This is a genomic window from Stenotrophomonas sp. STEN240, from assembly GCF_056756175.1.
In genome coordinates, this window is sequence record NZ_JBRRBO010000004.1 from 77240 (window position 1) to 94313 (window position 17074).

General features: G+C 64.6%; 18 protein-coding genes. 5 read left to right on the forward strand and 13 right to left on the reverse strand.

What is annotated here, in order from left to right:
* The first annotated feature begins 57 nt into the window (after window positions 1–57).
* Complete coding sequence (locus tag ACVOKO_RS03030) at window positions 58–510, forward strand: hypothetical protein (protein WP_346497148.1); 453 nt, start codon at window positions 58–60, stop codon at window positions 508–510.
* A 111-nt stretch (window positions 511–621) separates the two neighbouring features.
* Here the strand turns inward: ACVOKO_RS03030 and ACVOKO_RS03035 are convergent, their stop codons facing one another.
* Window positions 622–945: a DUF6122 family protein gene (locus tag ACVOKO_RS03035; protein WP_346497150.1), complete on the reverse strand. Its 324-nt coding sequence runs from the start codon at window positions 943–945 to the stop codon at window positions 622–624.
* Between the two features lie 179 nt (window positions 946–1124).
* Here ACVOKO_RS03035 and ACVOKO_RS03040 point away from each other — a divergent pair, with 179 nt between their 5' ends.
* Window positions 1125–1595, forward strand: a complete 471-nt coding sequence (locus ACVOKO_RS03040) for a YehS family protein (RefSeq protein ID WP_057626481.1) — start codon at window positions 1125–1127, stop codon at window positions 1593–1595.
* A 207-nt stretch (window positions 1596–1802) separates the two neighbouring features.
* Here the strand turns inward: ACVOKO_RS03040 and ACVOKO_RS03045 are convergent, their stop codons facing one another.
* The 4 genes from ACVOKO_RS03045 to ACVOKO_RS03060 all read right to left on the reverse strand — a co-directional run bounded on the left by ACVOKO_RS03045 (window position 1803) and on the right by ACVOKO_RS03060 (window position 6378).
* Complete coding sequence (locus ACVOKO_RS03045) at window positions 1803–2258, reverse strand: hypothetical protein (RefSeq protein WP_346497152.1); 456 nt, start codon at window positions 2256–2258, stop codon at window positions 1803–1805.
* 355 nt (window positions 2259–2613) lie between these two features.
* The gene (locus tag ACVOKO_RS03050) at window positions 2614–3189 is read right to left on the reverse strand and encodes an OmpO family porin (protein ID WP_346497154.1); all 576 of its coding nucleotides are present in this window, start codon (window positions 3187–3189) and stop codon (window positions 2614–2616) included.
* A 210-nt stretch (window positions 3190–3399) separates the two neighbouring features.
* Window positions 3400–3855: a Cu(I)-responsive transcriptional regulator gene (cueR, locus tag ACVOKO_RS03055; RefSeq protein ID WP_346497296.1), complete on the reverse strand. Its 456-nt coding sequence runs from the start codon at window positions 3853–3855 to the stop codon at window positions 3400–3402.
* Between the two features lie 24 nt (window positions 3856–3879).
* Window positions 3880–6378 (reverse strand): heavy metal translocating P-type ATPase, encoded by a 2499-nt coding sequence (locus ACVOKO_RS03060; RefSeq protein ID WP_346497156.1) that lies wholly within the window; start codon window positions 6376–6378, stop codon window positions 3880–3882.
* Between the two features lie 132 nt (window positions 6379–6510).
* Here ACVOKO_RS03060 and ACVOKO_RS03065 point away from each other — a divergent pair, with 132 nt between their 5' ends.
* Complete coding sequence (locus tag ACVOKO_RS03065; protein WP_346497158.1) at window positions 6511–6699, forward strand: heavy-metal-associated domain-containing protein; 189 nt, start codon at window positions 6511–6513, stop codon at window positions 6697–6699.
* Window positions 6700–7096: 397 nt separating this feature from the next.
* On the opposite strand, the gene ACVOKO_RS03070 is transcribed toward ACVOKO_RS03065, so the two are convergent.
* Window positions 7097–7501 carry a hypothetical protein gene (locus ACVOKO_RS03070; protein WP_346497160.1) on the reverse strand — a complete coding sequence of 135 codons (405 nt, stop codon included), beginning with the start codon at window positions 7499–7501 and terminating at the stop codon, window positions 7097–7099.
* A 140-nt stretch (window positions 7502–7641) separates the two neighbouring features.
* On the opposite strand from ACVOKO_RS03070, the gene ACVOKO_RS03075 reads away from it, so the two are divergent.
* The gene (locus tag ACVOKO_RS03075) at window positions 7642–8031 is read left to right on the forward strand and encodes a DUF6165 family protein (protein WP_346497162.1); all 390 of its coding nucleotides are present in this window, start codon (window positions 7642–7644) and stop codon (window positions 8029–8031) included.
* A 247-nt stretch (window positions 8032–8278) separates the two neighbouring features.
* Here ACVOKO_RS03075 and tsaC read toward each other — a convergent pair whose 3' ends face one another.
* From tsaC to ACVOKO_RS03110, 7 genes are all read right to left on the reverse strand, one after another.
* Window positions 8279–8839, reverse strand: coding sequence for an L-threonylcarbamoyladenylate synthase type 1 TsaC (gene tsaC, locus ACVOKO_RS03080; protein ID WP_346497164.1), 561 nt, complete (start codon window positions 8837–8839; stop codon window positions 8279–8281).
* 229 nt (window positions 8840–9068) lie between these two features.
* Window positions 9069–11570, reverse strand: a complete 2502-nt coding sequence (locus tag ACVOKO_RS03085; protein WP_346497166.1) for a DNA topoisomerase I — start codon at window positions 11568–11570, stop codon at window positions 9069–9071.
* A gap of 188 nt (window positions 11571–11758) precedes the next feature.
* Window positions 11759–12709: an RDD family protein gene (locus ACVOKO_RS03090; RefSeq protein ID WP_346497168.1), complete on the reverse strand. Its 951-nt coding sequence runs from the start codon at window positions 12707–12709 to the stop codon at window positions 11759–11761.
* A 33-nt stretch (window positions 12710–12742) separates the two neighbouring features.
* Window positions 12743–13492 carry a GYF domain-containing protein gene (locus ACVOKO_RS03095; RefSeq protein WP_346497170.1) on the reverse strand — a complete coding sequence of 250 codons (750 nt, stop codon included), beginning with the start codon at window positions 13490–13492 and terminating at the stop codon, window positions 12743–12745.
* 19 nt (window positions 13493–13511) lie between these two features.
* On the reverse strand, window positions 13512–13985 hold the full coding sequence (locus tag ACVOKO_RS03100; protein ID WP_282268100.1) for a DUF494 family protein: 474 nt from the start codon (window positions 13983–13985) through the stop codon (window positions 13512–13514).
* 45 nt (window positions 13986–14030) lie between these two features.
* Window positions 14031–15182 (reverse strand): DNA-processing protein DprA, encoded by a 1152-nt coding sequence (gene dprA, locus ACVOKO_RS03105; protein ID WP_346497173.1) that lies wholly within the window; start codon window positions 15180–15182, stop codon window positions 14031–14033.
* An 80-nt stretch (window positions 15183–15262) separates the two neighbouring features.
* Complete coding sequence (locus ACVOKO_RS03110; RefSeq protein ID WP_346497175.1) at window positions 15263–16387, reverse strand: LysM peptidoglycan-binding domain-containing protein; 1125 nt, start codon at window positions 16385–16387, stop codon at window positions 15263–15265.
* 129 nt (window positions 16388–16516) lie between these two features.
* Between ACVOKO_RS03110 and def the strand changes: the two genes are divergently transcribed.
* Window positions 16517–17032 carry a peptide deformylase gene (def, locus tag ACVOKO_RS03115; RefSeq protein WP_346497177.1) on the forward strand — a complete coding sequence of 172 codons (516 nt, stop codon included), beginning with the start codon at window positions 16517–16519 and terminating at the stop codon, window positions 17030–17032.
* Window positions 17033–17074 lie beyond the last annotated feature (42 nt).

A 17074-nucleotide genomic window follows, 5' to 3' on the forward strand; every position in this document is an offset into this window, starting at 1 on the left:
GTAGCGTTCAGGCTGCCTCACCATCGCGGTGCGGCCCTGTAGCGGAGCGGTTGCACCATGATCCGAACATTCCTATCTGCGGTTGTGCTGCTGGCCCCGGCTGTTGCCATGGCGCAGGACACCGCAACCGCACCGGGCGGCTTGGACCTGAGCGTGCCGCAGGCGCCGTTGCGCTACCTGGGCGAGACCGACTACAAGGGCGATGCACCAGGCACCTACTACGGCGACCAGAGCGGCCCGGCACCGCGCAAGGACCAGCCCGGCGCCCAGGTGATGGACGACAAACTGCAGGTGCACGGCGCGGTGAGTGCCGGCATCGGCTATTCCAAGGCCTACGGCAACAGCAACTGGCAGGCCGTGGACCTGAACCTGGGCAAGAACTACAACAACGACGAAGGCGAAAGCCGCCGCGTCAACCTGAACATCCACATGAGCAAGAGCGAAGGCCCCGGCCCCTATGGCTATGGCCCGGGCCCGGGTTTTGGCCCAGGCCCCTGGGGCGGCTGGTAAGCCGCACCAAACCCCTTCTGGCGGCTGCCAAGCCGGCACCAAAACCCTTCTGGCGACTGCTGAGCCAGCCGCACGCCACTTGGCTGCGGTAAACCCGTCACTCGCCAGCCGCTAGCTGCTGGCGCGCATCCACAGGCAATCCAGCGCGTCCAGCGCGATATGCACCAACAGGCCGATGCCGAACAGGCGGGTGCGCTTGGGCACGGTCAATCCGGCATACAACACGATGGCTGGCGCGGTATGCAACGGGTGGAAGCCGATGCTGCAACGGCCCGGCGCGTAGATCGGGTCGGCCAGCAGATGGTCCAGGTCGATCACCCAGCCCAACAGCAGCAACATCCACGCCTTGCCGAACTGCGGGCGCCAGAACAACCAGGCCAGCAAGGCCGGCACTGCCACATGCAGGCACAGGTGCAGGATCGCGCGCAGGCTCATCGCCAACCCTGCCCGGCGGGGACAGATCGGGCGGTATTGGGCGCGGCGGGAGCAGGTGCGGAAGGACGCATGCAGGCGGATTTGGCTGAACCGGCCCCAATTGTAGGCCGGAGGCCCGCCGGTGCGGCGTTACACTATGCCCCCGCAGGCAGTTCCGCCGCGGTGGTTCCGGAGTGGCAATGATCAACAACGACGTACTGCGCAGCATCCGCTACATGCTCGACCTCAGCGACAGCATGGTGGTGGACACCATTCACTTGGCCGATCCCAGCTTCGAGGTGGATGCGGCACAGGTGCACGATTTCCTGCGCAAGGACGACGAGCCGTTGTTTGAAGCCTGCCCGGACGCGGTGTTGTCGCGTTTTCTGGACGGCCTGATCTACCACTACCGTGGCCGCGACGAATCGCAGCCGCAGCGCCCGCCGGAAAAGCGCATCACCAACAACATCGTGCTGAAGAAGCTGCGCGTGGCCTTCGAACTGAAGGACATGGACATGCACGCGATCTTCGAGGCGGCCGGCTTCCCGATGTCCAAGCCGGAGCTGTCGGCACTGTTCCGCCAGCCGGACCACAAGAATTACCGCGAATGCGGCGACCAGGCCCTGCGCAACTTCCTCAAGGGCCTGACCCAGCGCGTGCGCCCGGCGTAAGGTTCGCTGCGACCGCTCCCCTGCTTTGTTGTGGGAGCGACTGCTCCCTTGTAGGAGCGGCGTCAGCCGCGAAGCTACCGTTCCACCCGAAGCAGCAGATTATTCAGATCCGGTCGAAGAAAGGCCGTCGCACGGATGCATCCGTTGCTTCGCGGCTGACGCCGCTCCTACAAGCCGGCGCCGACAAGCCCCGAATCCATCCGGCGCTTACAGAATCCGGTAAACCCGCGCCTTCGGCAGGTCTTCATCCACCTGCAGGAACCAGCGCCCGGCGATGCCGGGGATCACTTCGATCTCAGGCGACTGCAAGGTATTGCGCAGGCGCATCTGGCCCTTGAGCACCTTCCACTGCTGGCCATTGGCCAGCACGAACACGGTGCCCGGCTCCCAGCCTTCCACCGCACCTTGCACCTGGCTATGCACCGGGCCTTCCTCCAGGCCGATCTGCATGGGGGCAGGCGTGGGTGTGCCGGCAACGGCTGCAATCGGCGCGGTTTCGCTGAGCATGCGATTGAGCAGCTGCAACTGCTGCGCACTCAGCCCGACCTGCTGAAGCTGTTCGGCGCTCAGGCGCTGCTCCAGCGGCAGATAGTCGCGCTGCTGGCTCCAGGCCAGCGGGGTGATAGACAGCAGGATTGCGGCAAGCAGCAGGCGGGTTTTCATGCTCAAGGTCCTTCCGGCCGATGCCGGTTGAGGCGCACTTTGCTGCAGTTTGGTTGCAGTGGCGTTACATGAAGCAGAGCAGGAGCTTGCCCTCACCCCAACCCCTCTCCCGCACGCGGGAGAGGGGCTCGCATTGCTTGGCCTCGCAGTACATTAGCCCTCTCCCGCAAGCGGGAGAGGGGCTCGGACCGCTTGCGCTCGCAGCGCAGTAGCCCCTCTCCCGCGTGCGGGAGAGGGGTTGGGGTGAGGGGAAGCTTCCAGCTAGAAATCCAAAACCCAAAACCAACCCAAAAGAAAAGGCCCGGCATAAGCCGGGCCTTTCTTCGCTACATGGCGCTAAAGCGCCTTGTGCGTCTTACCAGCTGAAGCGCGGACCCACGGTCCACTGCTTGTCACCGTTGTTGAACATCTTGATGTCGCCATTGATGCCCCAGTTCTGGTTCAACTTCACCTGGCCACCAAGGCGGCCGTAGAAGTCACCTTCCGGGCTGATGTCGTGCTTCTTGCTGAAATCTTCGTAGCCAGCCATTGCATACACTTCAGCGTGCTGGCCGAAAGCGGTGCGGATACCGGCTTCAGCGCTGTAGCCGTTGAAATCCAGGCCCTGGGCAAACTTTTCGTCGTACTTTTCGTAAGCCACGCGAGCAACGAAGTCGGTGGTCGGGGCGATTTCCTTGTTGAAACCGGCACCGACGCGCCACTGGTCGACGTCAAGGTTGGTGCGCGAGATTTCCTGACGGGTGTATTCGCCAAACGCGTGGAAATTCGGCAGGAACGCGTAGGAACCCTTTACACCCCAGCCTTCGGCCTTGCCGTCAGCCGAAGTCTTGGCGTAATCGGCTTCGGCATAGTTGTAGGACAGGCCGTCAGCAGCAGAAGCGGCAAACGGAAGGGCGGCAACCAGCGCCAGGGCAATCAACGAAGTCTTCATGGGGTACTACCTCTGCATTACTGAGCTTGATGGCACGACAGCAAAGAGCTGTCTGCGTCCGTATGTAAGTTTTCCGTTAGTCGCCCCAACAAACCCTGAAACAGCCCCTGCAATAAAACGTCGATTTTTGGCTTCTATTCAGGCGATTTCTGGCACGCGCGGGGCGCGTGCACGTTGAATCGCATTCATTTGCGCAAATGCACGCAATATTCAGCGTGCGCGCTTACCCGCCGCAACGCCGCCAAAGGTGGTCGGCAAGGCCGCGTCATGCAGGGGCACGCCGGTCTCGATGTCCCGCAGGATCGGGCAATCCGGGCGCTCGTCGCCGGCGCAGCAGTTGGCCAGCGCCTGCACCGTCTGCACCATGTCCTGCAGCTCGGCGATGCGCTGCTGCAGCACCTGCACGTGCTCCAGCGCCATGCGCTTCACATCGGCGCTGTGCCGCGAGCGGTCGCGCCACAGCTCCAGCAGTTCACCGATGCGCTCCACGCTGAAGCCCATGTCGCGCGAGCGCTTGATGAAGCCCAGGGTGTGGATGTCGCGTGGCGTATACACGCGGTAACCGGCATCGGTGCGTGCCACCGGCCCGATCAGGCCGGTGTCCTCGTAGTAGCGGATCATCTTGGCCGAGATGCCGGTGGCCTTGGCGGCCTGGCCGATGTTCATGCCTTCATCCATCATCATCGCTCCTCACGCCTCGCTCTGTGGTGCACGGAAACGCTTCAACCGCAGCGCATTGCCGAGCACGAATACCGACGACAAGGCCATCGCCCCGGCCGCGAACACCGGTGACAGCAGGATGCCCCAGACCGGATACAACACGCCGGCAGCAACCGGAATCAGCGCGGTGTTGTAGGCGAAGGCCCAGAACAGGTTCTGGCGGATATTACCCATCGTCGCCTTGCTCAGCGCGATGGCGTTGGGAACGCCCTGCAGGCTGCCCGACATCAGCACCACGTCGGCGGCCTCGATCGCCACATCGGTGCCGGTGCCGATCGCCATGCCGACATCGGCCTCGGCCAGCGCCGGTGCATCGTTGATGCCGTCGCCGACATAGGCCAGGCGGCCATGCGCGGCCTTGAGCCGGCGCACCGCGTCTACCTTGCCTTCCGGCAGCACTTCGGCCACCACTTCGTCGATGCCCAGCTGGCGGGCGATGGCTTCGGCGGTACGGCGGTTGTCGCCGGTGATCATCGCCACCTTCAGGCCCAGCGCATGCAGGCTGGCGATGGCGGCGCGGGTGTCGTGCTTGATTGGATCGGAGACGGCGATGATCGCCGCCAGGCGGCCGTCCAGCGCGGCGTACAGCGGGCTCTTGCCCTCCTCGCCCAGCCGCTGCGCATCGGCGGCAAACACCGTCACGTCCAGGCCGAGTTGCTGCATGAAGCGGTCCGCGCCCACTTCCACGCGCACACCGTCCACGTTCGCACGCACGCCGTAACCGGTCACCGATTCAAACGCATCCACGGCCGGCAGCTGCAAGCCTTCCTGCTGCGCGGCGGTGACGATGGCGCGGGCAATCGGATGCTCGGAGCGGTCTTCCACCGCCGCCACGCGCGCCAGCACATCGCCGCGCTGGAAGCCTGCGGCCAGCTGCAGATCGGTCAGCAGCGGGCGGCCTTCGGTCAGGGTGCCGGTCTTGTCCACCGCCACCACCTGCGCTTCCTTCAGCAGCTGCAGCGCCTCGCCCTTGCGGAACAGCACGCCCAGCTCGGCACCGCGGCCGGTACCGACCATGATCGAAGTCGGCGTGGCCAGCCCCATCGCACACGGGCAGGCAATGATCAGCACCGCCACCGCATTGACCAGGCCGAAGGTCAGCGCCGGATCCGGGCCGAAGATCAGCCATACCACGAAGGTCAGCGAGGCCAGCCCCATCACGATCGGCACGAACCACAGGGTAATGCGGTCGACCAGGGTCTGGATCGGCAGCTTGGCGCTCTGCGCCTGTTCCACCAGGCGGATGATCTGCGCCAGCACCGTTGCCCCGCCCACCGCGGTGGCACGCACGCCGAGCGCACCTGTCTGATTGACGGTGCCACCAATGACGGTACTGCCCGGCGCTTTCTGCACCGGCACCGGCTCGCCGCTGATCATCGATTCGTCGACGTAGCTTTCGCCGTCCATCACCTCGCCATCCACCGCGATGCGTTCGCCGGGGCGCACATCGATCACGTCGCCACTGACGATCTGTGCCAGCGGCAGTTCAACCACGCTGCCATCGCGGCGCACGCGTGCGGTCTTGGCCTGCAGCTTGAGCAGGCGCTTGATCGCCTCGGAGGTGCGGCCCTTGGCCTTTGCCTCCAGCACGCGGCCAAGCAGGATCAGGGTGACGATCACCGCCGCCGCTTCGTAGTAAACGTTCACCGTGCCGGCCGGCAACAGGCGCGGCAGGAAGGTCGCCACCAGCGAGAAACCAAACGCGGCCAGCGTGCCTACCGCGACCAGCGAGTTCATGTCCGGAGCGGCGCGCAGCAGCGCCGGGATGCCCTTCTGGTAGAAGCGGCGGCCCGGGAAAACCAGTACCAGCGTCGTCAGTACGAACTGCAGCAGCCAGCTGTTCTGGGTGCCCAGCGTGGCAGCGATGTAGTGATGGAAAGCGGGCACCAGGTGGCCGCCCATTTCCAGCAGGAACACCGGCAGGGTCAAGGCCGCCGCCACCCACAGGTCACGCTTGAGCACGCGCAGTTCCTCGGCATGCCGCTGCGCCTGCTGGTCCTCGTTGCTGCCGGCGCTGCCAATCACGCTGGCCGCATAGCCGGCTTTGGCGATCGCTGCCAACAACGATGCCGGATCGGCACTGCCCTGCACGCTGGCGCGCTCGGTGGCCAGGTTGACGCTGGCCGACTGCACGCCGGGCACCGCCTTCAGCGCGCGCTCGACACGGCCCACGCAGGAGGCGCAGGTCATGCCTTCAATCAGCAGCTCCAGCGCCTGCGTGGCGGGCACGCTGACCTCGTAACCGGCCTTGTGGATGGCCTGCACCAGCAGCTCACGCGGCACGCTGCCATCGGTTTGGACCGTGGCCCGTTCGGTGGCCAGATTGACGCTGGCCTGGCTGACCCCGGGGACGGCCTTGAGCGCCCGCTCGACGCGGCCCACGCAGGAGGCGCAGGTCATGCCTTCGATCGTCAGGTCCTCGCTGCCGGGGCCGGAACCCGGGCCGCCCGGGTGGGTGCTGCTGCTCATCGGCTCATCTCCATTTCAGGGTCTGGAGCCACCTTAAAGCTTCCAACGATGGGAGGGTCAAGCACGGATCGAGCGCTTGACCTTGCCATCATTGGAAGGTCCACGCTGCCCTCTCCCCAACGGAGAAACCTCATGAAACTGCATATCGAAAGCATGACCTGCGGCGGCTGCGCACGCAGCGTGACTGCCGCGCTCAAGGCCGTGGACCCCGCCGCGACGGTCGAGATCGACCTGCCCGGCAAGAACGTGAAGATCGAATCCAGCCAGCCCGTGGAAAGCTTCACCAAGGCCCTGGAAGAAGCCGGCTTCCCGCCGCGCTGATGGCAGGCTGTAGGAGCGGCGTCAGCCGCGATGCTGATGGATTGTCAGATCCGGGCATTACCGGACCGTCTGCGCTGTCGGCTTCGCGGTTTACACCGCTCCCACAAACAGGCTGCTAGAAGGCCGGCTCCTTGTAGGAGCGGCGTCAGCCGCGAAGCTGATGAATCGTCAGCTCGCGGCATGGCGATGATCTTGCGGGCTACGAGCTTCGCGGCTTACGCCGCTCCTACAAACAGCCTGCTTCCCCTCCCTGCATGCTGAAAACGCCGGTTGCATGTGGGAGCGGCGTCAGCCGCGAAGCTGATGGAGTATCAGCTCGCGGCATGGCGATGATCTTGCGGACTACGAGCTTCGCGGCTTACGCCGCTCCTACAAACGCGATGTTCCCGCAACCGTTTCAGCGGGCGCGTTTCCAGACTTCACGCTCGACCCGGCGCTCGCCATCCCAACGCTCCAGCGTCCACACATCGCCTTCCAACGTATAGTGGAAGCTGTAACTGCCGCCATTTTCCAGCGGGTAGGACGCCATCAATGGCGTTTCCACATACTGGCCGGCGTCGCTGCGATAGGTGCCTGAGCCACCGGCCCAGAACTTGCCATCGCTGGTGGTGGTGAAGGCAAACCGGCCATCAGCCAATATCTTGGTGCCGGCCAGCTTCTTGCTGGCGTAATCCACCAGCGCACCTTCCGGGTTGATGAATTCCCCGGACTGCAGCTGCCAGGCACCTTGCAGGCCATCGGCGCCGTGCGCGCTGGCCGCGCCCAGCAACAGTACCGCGGTGGCGAAAGAACGCAGCAGCATCGGCAACTCCAGATCAGGTCGGGCCCGCATTGTGCGCATTGGCAAGGGATCAGCGCCAATACCGGTGCATCGGCAACCTTTGCCCGTGCCGGCGCAGCGCTATCATTGCCGCCATTACAGGAATCAACGGCGGCCACCCCATGCAGACCCTACTCACCCCGGTATCGATTGGCGAGTTGATCGACAAGATCACCATCCTCGAAATCAAGGCCGAGCGCATCCACGACACCGCCAAGTTGGCCAACGTCCGCACCGAACTGCAGGGCCTGTGGCCGTTGTGGCTGTCGCAGCAGGAATCGCGCCCGTCGCTGACCGCGCTCAAGGACCAGCTCAAGGCCATCAACGAACGCATGTGGGAAATCCAGGACCGCCTGCGCGAGAAGGAAGCCGCGCAGGATTTCGGTGCGGAGTTCATCACCCTGGCACGTGGCGTTTACGGCACCAATGGCGAGCGCATCGTGGTGAAGAACGAGATCAACCGCATCGCCGGTTCGGCGCTAGTGGAAGAGAAGCAGTACCAGGGCGAGTAACCCGCTCAGCGCCCGCCCCACCTGTAGAGCCGAGCCATGCTCGGCTGAGGCTCTACCGGTGAAGCTCCTGCCGAGCATGGCTCGGCACTACCGCCGCTCTTGCAAGCATTGCTGGGCACGTCCCTGTAGAGCCGAGCCATGCTCGGCTGAGGCTCTACCGGTGAAGCTCCTGCCGAGCACGGCTCGGCACTACCGCTGCTCTTGAAGCATGGCTCGGCTCTACCGACCAGGCCTCGGACTGGGCGGCTCAGTCGCGCAGCACTTCGCCGGTGGCGGCGACGCGGATGCGGGTGGGTTGGGCCAGGCCGCCGGTGGTGCCGTCCAGTACGCCATCCAGCAAGGCAAGCAGGGCGGGGTCCAGTTGTTCACGGGCGCGGGCCGGGGGCTGGCCGGCGAGGTTGGCACTGGTCGATACCAGCGGGCCGCCCCAGGTCTCGCACAAGGCCTGTACGAGCGGGTGGGCGCTGACCCGCACGGCGATGCCGGTGTGCTCGCCGGTGATCCAACGCGGCGCTTGCGGGCCGGCCGGGACGATCCAGGTGTTGGCGCCGGGCCAGCTGTCCAACACCGCTTGGCGGCGCGCGTCGGCCAGCGCATCCAGCCGCACCCAGCCGTCCAGCTGCGCCGGGGTGGCGGCAACCAGGATCATGCCTTTCTCGATGGGCCGCTGCTTGAGCGCCAGCAGCTTCATTACCGCCGCTTCGTTGGAAGGATCACAGCCCAGGCCCCAGACCGCTTCGGTCGGGTAGGCGATCACGCCGCCGGCCTTGAGGGCCGGGACGAGGTTGTGCAGGTCGAGTTCGAGCATGGTCAGCACCGTTGGTGGGCCGGCGCACACAAAGCGGCCAACCCGCGAAAGGGACGCAAAACAAAGGCCGCCCGGTGGGCGGCCTGCTGCGGGTGGTGCTGATTATCCGCTTGTTGGCGAGGGAGGGAAGATGAAAGCAGTAGCAGTGCTGGTTCCCACCCTCGGGAGCAAAGCCCACCCTCTTCCGCCCTTCGGGCACCTTCTCCCGGAGGGAGAAGGAAGTGCAGGATCAGAACGGCGGGGCGTCGTCGGCTGCCGACTTCTTCACTGCCTTCTTGGCGACGGTCTTCTTGGTGGCCTTCTTTGCCGCGGTCTTTTTGGTCGCTGCTTTCTTGGTTGCCGCCTTCTTGGCCGGTGCCTTCTTTGCAGCGGCTTTCTTGGGTGCGGCTTCCTTCTTGACCGTGGTCTTCTTGGCGGCCTTCTTGCCGAAGCCCTTGCGTACCGGCTTGCCGGTGTCGGCCATCAGTTGCTCGACCTCGGCCAGGGTCAGCGAGGCGGGCTCGCGGTCCTTGGGGATCTTGCCGTTCATCTTGCCGTCGCTGATGTACGGGCCAAAGCGACCGTTCAACACCTGGATGTCCGAGCCTTCGAACTCCTTGATGATGCGGTTGCGCGCGATTTCTTCCTTTTCTTCGACCAGGAAGATGGCGCGGGTCAGGTCGATCTTGTACGGGTCGTCTTCCTTGGTCAGCGAGGCATACGTGCTGCCACGCTTGGCGAACGGGCCAAAGCGGCCGATGCCGACCGTGACTTCCTCGCCATTGGCGTCGGCGCCGAGCTTGCGCGGCATGTCGAACAGCTTCAGCGCGTCATCCAGCGAGATCGAGTAGATGCTCTGGCCCGGCTGCAGCGAGGCGAACTTGGGCTTCTCTTCGTCATCGACGGTACCGATCTGCACCATCGGGCCGAAGCGGCCTATGCGCGCGGTGACGTCCTTGCCGCTGACCGGGTCCGGGCCGAGCACGCGCGCGCTGCCGGCGTCGGTGCGGTCCAGCGATTCGCTCTTGTCGGTGACCAGTTCCTTGAACGGGCCCCAGAAGCGTTCCATCAGCGGTATCCAGTCTTCCTCGCCACGCGACACCGCATCCAGCTCGTCTTCGAGCTTGGCGGTGAAGTCGTAATCGACGTACTGGGTGAAATGGCTGGAGAGGAATTTGCTCACCGCGCGGCCGACGTCGGTCGGCTTGAAGCTGCGGCCTTCCATCTCGGTGTACTTGCGGAACAGCAGGGTCTGGATGATCGAGGCGTAGGTGGACGGACGGCCGATGCCGTATTCCTCCAGCGCCTTGACCAGCGCCGCTTCGGTGAAGCGCGGCGGCGGCTGGGTGAAGTGCTGGTCGGCGACGATGCGGTCCAGCGGCACGCGGTCGCCGGGCTTCATCAGCGGCAGCTTGCGGCCTTCGTCTTCGTCCTCGGCACTCTTGTTGTCCTTGCCTTCCTCGTACACGGCGAGGAAGCCGGGCACCACCACGGTGGTGCCGCTGGCGCGGAACACGTGCTCGCTGCCGGCCGAGAGGTCGACGCTGACGGTGTTCAAGGTGGCCGGGATCATCTGGCAGGCGACGGCGCGCTTCCAGATCAGCTCGTACAGCTTGCGCTCGTCGTCGGTGAGGTACTTGCCCACCTGTGCCGGGGTGCGCAACGCGGAGGTCGGGCGCACGGCTTCGTGGGCTTCCTGCGCGTTTTTGGATTTGGTGGTGTAGGTGTTGGGCTTGTCCGGCAGCGAGCTGATGCCGTAATCGCGGGCGATCACGTCGCGGATCTCGGCCAGCGCATCCTGTGACAGGGTCACCGAGTCGGTACGCATGTACGAGATCAGGCCGACCGTGCCTTCGTCGCCGATGTTCACGCCTTCATACAGCTTCTGCGCAACCTGCATGGTCTTGCGGGTGGTGAAGCCGAGCTTGCGCGAGGCTTCCTGCTGCAGGGTGGAAGTGGTGAACGGCGCAGCCGGGCGGCGCTTGCGCTCCTTGCTGGCCACGTCGGTGACGTGCAACGTGCCCTGCGCGGCCTGCTGGATGCGCAGGCGGGCGGCTTCGGCGGTGTCGCCGTCGGTGACGGTGAACTGTTCGAACTTCTGCCCGTCCAGCTTGATCAGGCGTGCATTGAAATGCTGCGAAGGATGCGCGCAGTTGGCTTCGATGCTCCAGTACTCGCGCGAGATGAAGGCTTCAATCTCTTCCTCGCGTTCGACGATCATGCGCAGCGCCGGGCTCTGCACGCGGCCTGCGGACAGGCCGCGCTGCACCTTTCGCCACAACACCGGCGACAGATTGAAGCCGACCAGATAGTCCAGCGCGCGGCGTGCCTGCTGGGCATCGACCAGGTCCGCGGCGATTTCACGCGGCTGGGCGATTGCTTCCTTGATCGCACGCGGGGTGATTTCAGTGAACACCACGCGCTGTACCGGCTTGCCGTCGGACAGGCCGCGCTCTTTCAGGATCTCGGCGATATGCCAGCTGATGGCCTCACCCTCGCGATCCGGATCGGTCGCCAGCAGGATGTCATCGGCGCCCTTTGCGGCTTTGGCGATGGCTTCGACGTGTTTTTCGTTCTTTTCGATCAGGTCGTAACGCATGGCGAACCCGTTCTCGGGGTCGACCGCGCCTTCCTTGGGGACCAGATCACGCACATGCCCATACGAGGCCAGGACCGTGTAGTCCTTGCCGAGGTATTTATTGATCGTCTTGGCCTTGGCCGGCGATTCGACGATGAGCAGGTGCTTGGGCATGTCAGTACATTCTTGGGGCGGAACGCCCGTGTGGGGGCGCTAGGGTGGCTTAAACCGGGACGATAGTGAAGCCGATGTTTGAGTTGTGCATAAGCCGACGCCCGGGTTGCGGCCCGGGCGTTCAGCTTGGTTCCTTATTAGAGGAATCATGCCGGAGGGGCTGATGTCAAGCCGCCCCCGGCAATTTGTCAGTTGAAGCCTGCTGCGGCAACGCCGATAAGCACCAACAGCCCGATCAGGCAAAGGATGCCCAGGCCGGCCAGCGACAGGATCACGATGGTCACCGTACCCAGGCCCTGCTGCTGCCATTCCGGGTGCTCGGTGAAGGCGAACTTGTCCACCACCAGGGTGTCGCAGATGATGTCATGCAAGGCCTGCTTGCGCTCGGTGAAGGCGGCCATCACAAAGCCTATGCACAAGGTGATGCTGCTCAGGATGTAGGCGAAGAAGCGGCCAATCGCGCGGCCCAGGGTCAGGCGCTCGCCGTTGCTGCGGACCACCTTGATGCCCACGGCCATCTTGCCCAGCGTGGCCTGGTACTTGGACGAATGCATCCATGCCGGGTACATCATGTTGGCGGCAAAGATGATCAGGTAGCCGATGCCCAGGGTCAGGAACATGCCGATCGAGCCGGCGGCGGAATCCGAGTTGCCCGATACGCCACCGACGATCGCACCGAGGATGCTCAGCGGGATCAGCACGATGTAGGTAAACACCGTCATGATCACGTAGTCGATGAAGTAGGCGGCCACCCGCTTCCAGAAGCCTGCCTGCACCACCAGCCCGCCCTGTACGGCGGCCGGGTCCACATCCTGCGGACGGCTGGCAGGTGCGGTGTAGGGCGAATAGGTTTCGCTGGGCGCGGCTGCAGGAGCCACGTTTTCAGCAGCCGGTGCCTCCAGCGCCTCGCCACTTTCGATGGCGGCGTAGTCCTTGCGCAGATCGATGCCGGTGCTGGCCTGGGCCAGCAGCTGCAGCTCCTCGCTCACCGCTGAAAGCGGCTGCCACTGCTGCATGCCTTCGCGCCACACCAGGGTGCCCAGGTCGATCTCGCCTGCGCGGAATTTCTCGCGCAGATCATCCGCTTCAATCGGCCCATGCCGTTCGCGCTGGCTGTCAGCGTAGTACCACTGGCTCATCGTTTTCCCCGTAGAAGTTCTGGCCGCCGCCAATCAGCCGCGACAGTTGATTGGCAGGTATTTGTCCTCGACATCGGAACTGCATTCCCACGTGTCGGTATGCATATCGTAGTCGAGCCAGATGCTTTTGCCGTCAAGCTTCGATTGCTTTGGGACACGCAGGAAGGCTTCCAGCCCGCAATGCCCCTCTTCAAACCGGCCGATATGGACCTGGGCGACATCGCCATTGGCGTAGCTGTCCGGGTCGCCAAAGCCGTCGTCATCGTTGATCGGGCAGCGCTCGTGGGCGGCGGCGAATTCGGCAACCTGCTGCTTCAGGGCGATCAGCTGGCCATTGGCTGCCGCGGTCTTGGAGCGCAGTACATACTCCTGATAGGCGGGCATGGCGATGGCCGCCAGGATGCCAACAATGGCGACCAGGGTTACGCCGACCACCGCGGCGATGATGCCGGCAATGGCGCAGCCGGACAGGCCCTGCTTGGGCGCTGTGGCGGGCGAGGCGGCATGCTGCGCCTGGGTCTGCAACGGTGGCGGCAGTGATGGCGGGCCGGCAGTGGCGGCGGCTGCAGAGGGTTCGGCCGTGGCCAGATCCAGGCCGAGTTCACTGGCGAAATCACGCAGCGGCCGCCAGTCACCGGCGCCTTCGCGCCAGACCAGGGTGTCTTCATCGATGCGGCGGGACTGGAACAACGCGACGATGTTCTCGTCGGTAATCGGGCCCCGGCGTTCGCGGTTGCCCTCGGCGTAGAACCATTGGCTCACGTAGGTGTTGTCCTTATGCATCCCTGCACGCCGCGTGGGCTCAGTGCAGGGGTTCGGGTTCGTCGACGAACATCTGGGTTTCCATCCAGGCATAGGCCGCTTCGGCGCCGGGTTGGTTGAACAGCACCATCAGCACCACCCACTTCAGGTCGTCCAGATCCAGTTCGTCCTGGTCCAGGGCCATGGCGCGGTCCAGCACGAGTTCGCGCTGGTCGGCATCGAGCACGCGCTGTTGTTCAAGGAACAGCAGAAAGCCGCGGCTTTCCACGTCCAGCTTGTCCAGCTCGGGGCCGTGGAAAACGCGTACCGGCCCGTCAACGCGTGGCTGGGCCACGGCTGGGCGTTGTTCGGCCAAGGCATCGAGCCAATCGAAGGCCTTGTTGATTTCGGCGGGACTGAAACCGGCCTGGATCAGGCCGTTCTGAAGCGAGTCGCGGTCTCGGATGAGATCAGCATCTTCGCTGAAATAGTGTTCAAACAGGTACAACAGGACGTCCAGGATGCTCTCTTTCATTGCCCCTCGGCCTGCGCCATTGGCGCTGTGGAGGTGAAGAAACCTTCAGGTGCGGGTGTAGCGGCCGTGTGCGGACGCGACCCTGCCTTCCAATTCCATGAGCAGCAGCATGGAGGACAGGCTGGCGGCCGTCAATCCAGTGCGCTCGATCAGTAAATCCATACCGGTTGGGTCATAACCCAAGGCATCCCACAATCGCTTGTAGTTTGGATCCACTGGTGTGACGGCCGGGTGCTGGCCGGACGGTACAGGGGAGATGGGGGTATGAAGCCGGGTTTGCAAGGCGCAGGCCAGTTCGCCGGCCAGATTGGCCACGCCTTCAAGAATGTCGTCGGCATGTGTCACCAGGGTTGCACCCTGGCGTATCAGCCGGTGGCAGCCGCGCGCCATCGGGTTGTGGATGGAGCCGGGCACGGCAAAGATCTCGCGCCCGGCCTCGCTGGCCAGTCGCGCGGTGATGAGCGCACCGGAGCGCTCAGCCGCCTCGATCACCACCGTGCCCAGCGCCAATGCCGCCAACAGCCGGTTGCGGGCGGGGAACTGGCCGCTGCGTGGCACAGTGCCCGGCGGGTATTCACTGACAACCGTGCCTTGGCTGGCGATCTGCGCCTGCAGCTGGCGGTGGTGGCGCGGGTAGGCCAGGTCGGGGCCGGTGCCGATCACCGCGTAGGTGCTGCCGCTGCAGGCCAATGCCGCGCGGTGCGCGGCAGCGTCGATACCGGCGGCCAGGCCGCTGGCGATGGCAAGGCCGTGGCCTGCCAGCGCGGTGGCGAAATCGCGCGCGCTGTCGCGGCCACCGGCGGTGGGGTTGCGGCTGCCGACGATGGCGATCGCTGGTTGCCATAGCCGGGTTGGTTCGCCGGCGATGAACAGCGCCAGCGGCGGGTTTGGGCTGTCGCGCAACAGCGGCGGATAGTCGGGCTCGCCCCAGCCGAGCAGGTGGTGGTTGTCGTCCTGCAGCCAGGCATTGGCCTTGGCCCAGGCGTCGGCGTCCGGACGTGAAAGCGCTTGGCACTGGGCAGGTGTGCAGCCTGCCGCGCGCCATTGTGCCGGGCCGGCGGCGATGGCGGCAGCGCTGCTGTCGTACTGATCGCGCAGCTGGCGTAGTGGTTCCAATGGGCCGCCGGCCAGTGCCAGGCTCAGCAGCGCCGGGCAACAGGGCAGGGTGTGTGTATCCAGGGCATTTGATCGGGGCATGCCCCACAGCCTGCCGCCACATGCAACAACGGCGCCCTCAGGCGCCGTTGTCGTACATCGTAAGGCTAGGCCGCAGGCGCTTACTGCGCGTCCGGATGCTTCAGTTCATAGCCAAGGCGTGCCGGCTTGGTGCCTTCCATGATCAGCGCGTAGCTGACCTTGTCGAAGGTGCGGAACACCATGGCATGCGCGGCATACTCATCAGGCAGGGAGACCCGGCCTGCACCCGCCTTCATTGCATCGTCCGCGCGCGAAGAGCCCGGCGAATGCATGCGGTCAGAGACATGGCTGCCGTTGCGCCAGATCGAGAACACCGTGCCGTTGTTGATGCCCTCGCGTGCGCCGCCGGAAATGGCGATCACATCGCGTGGACCACCGCTGGTGAAGGTGTCGGTAACTGCCAGCACACGCAGCTGGCCCGGTGCCGTGGCGGTGGCCGGGGCATGCGGGATGAACTGCAGGTCGTACGGATTGATCTGCACCGGCATCAGGCGGTCGCCCCTGCGCACCTCGCTGCCGCTGTCTTCCAGCTGCAGGGTGGAGGCTTGCACGTCGCCGCTGGCGACCTGGGTCAGGGTGCCGACATTGACCTTGGCCAGCTCATAGCCGAGAACTTCCTTGCGGTCACTGGAGGCAACATAGCTGCTCCACAGATTACCGCTGCCCGGGGTGACCTTGCCGCGGCTGTCCAGGTCCTCGGTGGGCTTGGGCTGGGCAAAGCGCACGGTTGGACGAACCACCATGTAGCGCTGGCCGGGCTGGGCCGCGTCGAGGCCTACGACGTAAGCCTTCTGCCCGCTGCTGGCGCGCAGACGGTTGTCTTCCAGGCCAACCACGTAGGGCAGGTCCTCGAAGCTGTCTACAACGTTCAGGTTTCTGAGGAACGGTTCAACGTCCGACAGCGGTACGCCGGTGATCGGTGCTTCCTGGCGCGGGCCGGCCTGGGCCGTGACACGGTCCAGATAGGCCAGGCTCAGAACATCGCCCGGATAGATCAGGTGCGGATTCTTGACCTGCGGGTTTGCCTGCCAGATTTCCGGCCAAAGCCACGGCTTTTTCAGGAAACGTGCCGATATGTCCCACAAAGTATCGCCCTTGCGCACCACATAGGTGTCAGGGTGAGTGCCGTTCATTTCGACGGCCACGGCATAGGTCGTGACGGTCAGCATCGCCACGGCGGCGACCGTACGTAGTTGTTTCAACATGGTTGCGCTCTGCCTGATTCCCCAACAGGTTGGCGCACTATATTGCAGAAACGGGCGCGCCGGGCAAGCGCAAGCGTTAGAATTGCGACATCTTGCCGAAATAAGCGGCATTCCCAGATTGGTACCACCATGGCCCTCCTGCCCATTCTTGAGTTCCCAGATCCGCGCCTGCGCACCAAGGCGGCCCTTGTTGAAGCGGCCGAAGTGACCACGCCTGCGTTCCAGCAGCTGCTCGACGACATGCTGCAGACCATGTACGACGCCCCCGGCATTGGCCTGGCCGCCAGCCAGGTGGACGTGCACAAGCGTTTCATGGTCATCGACGTCAGCGAAGAGCACAACGAGCCGCAGGTGTTCATCAATCCGCAGATCATCAACGCCAGCGAAAGCGGCCGCGTGTATCAGGAAGGTTGCCTGTCGGTGCCCGGCATCTATGCCGATGTCACCCGTGCCGATTCCATCGTGGTGCGTTTCCTGGACCGTCAGGGCAAGCAGCAGGAACTGGCTGCCGAGGATCTGCTGGCCACCTGCATCCAGCACGAAATGGATCACCTGGACGGCAAGCTGTTCATCGACTACCTGTCGCCGCTCAAGCGCGAGATGGTGCGCAAGAAACTGGCCAAGTCGCGCAAGCACGTGGCTTGATCCGGGGCCGGGGTTGGGGATGGTAAGAGCAGGCTTGGCCGC

Coding starts and splice junctions, on each gene's coding strand:
- ACVOKO_RS03060 (WP_346497156.1), bottom strand. CDS start 6,378: ATGAGCAGCAGCACCCACCCGGGCGGCCCGGGTTCCGGCCCCGGCAGC.
- ACVOKO_RS03100 (WP_282268100.1), bottom strand. CDS start 13,985: ATGAAAGAGAGCATCCTGGACGTCCTGTTGTACCTGTTTGAACACTAT.
- ACVOKO_RS03095 (WP_346497170.1), bottom strand. CDS start 13,492: ATGCATAAGGACAACACCTACGTGAGCCAATGGTTCTACGCCGAGGGC.
- tsaC (WP_346497164.1), bottom strand. CDS start 8,839: ATGCTCGAACTCGACCTGCACAACCTCGTCCCGGCCCTCAAGGCCGGC.
- ACVOKO_RS03050 (WP_346497154.1), bottom strand. CDS start 3,189: ATGAAGACTTCGTTGATTGCCCTGGCGCTGGTTGCCGCCCTTCCGTTT.
- ACVOKO_RS03085 (WP_346497166.1), bottom strand. CDS start 11,570: ATGCCCAAGCACCTGCTCATCGTCGAATCGCCGGCCAAGGCCAAGACG.
- def (WP_346497177.1), top strand. CDS start 16,517: ATGGCCCTCCTGCCCATTCTTGAGTTCCCAGATCCGCGCCTGCGCACC.
- ACVOKO_RS03040 (WP_057626481.1), top strand. CDS start 1,125: ATGATCAACAACGACGTACTGCGCAGCATCCGCTACATGCTCGACCTC.
- ACVOKO_RS03065 (WP_346497158.1), top strand. CDS start 6,511: ATGAAACTGCATATCGAAAGCATGACCTGCGGCGGCTGCGCACGCAGC.
- ACVOKO_RS03045 (WP_346497152.1), bottom strand. CDS start 2,258: ATGAAAACCCGCCTGCTGCTTGCCGCAATCCTGCTGTCTATCACCCCG.
- ACVOKO_RS03075 (WP_346497162.1), top strand. CDS start 7,642: ATGCAGACCCTACTCACCCCGGTATCGATTGGCGAGTTGATCGACAAG.
- ACVOKO_RS03035 (WP_346497150.1), bottom strand. CDS start 945: ATGAGCCTGCGCGCGATCCTGCACCTGTGCCTGCATGTGGCAGTGCCG.
- dprA (WP_346497173.1), bottom strand. CDS start 15,182: ATGCCCCGATCAAATGCCCTGGATACACACACCCTGCCCTGTTGCCCG.
- cueR (WP_346497296.1), bottom strand. CDS start 3,855: ATGAACATCGGCCAGGCCGCCAAGGCCACCGGCATCTCGGCCAAGATG.
- ACVOKO_RS03090 (WP_346497168.1), bottom strand. CDS start 12,709: ATGAGCCAGTGGTACTACGCTGACAGCCAGCGCGAACGGCATGGGCCG.
- ACVOKO_RS03070 (WP_346497160.1), bottom strand. CDS start 7,501: ATGCTGCTGCGTTCTTTCGCCACCGCGGTACTGTTGCTGGGCGCGGCC.
- ACVOKO_RS03110 (WP_346497175.1), bottom strand. CDS start 16,387: ATGTTGAAACAACTACGTACGGTCGCCGCCGTGGCGATGCTGACCGTC.
- ACVOKO_RS03030 (WP_346497148.1), top strand. CDS start 58: ATGATCCGAACATTCCTATCTGCGGTTGTGCTGCTGGCCCCGGCTGTT.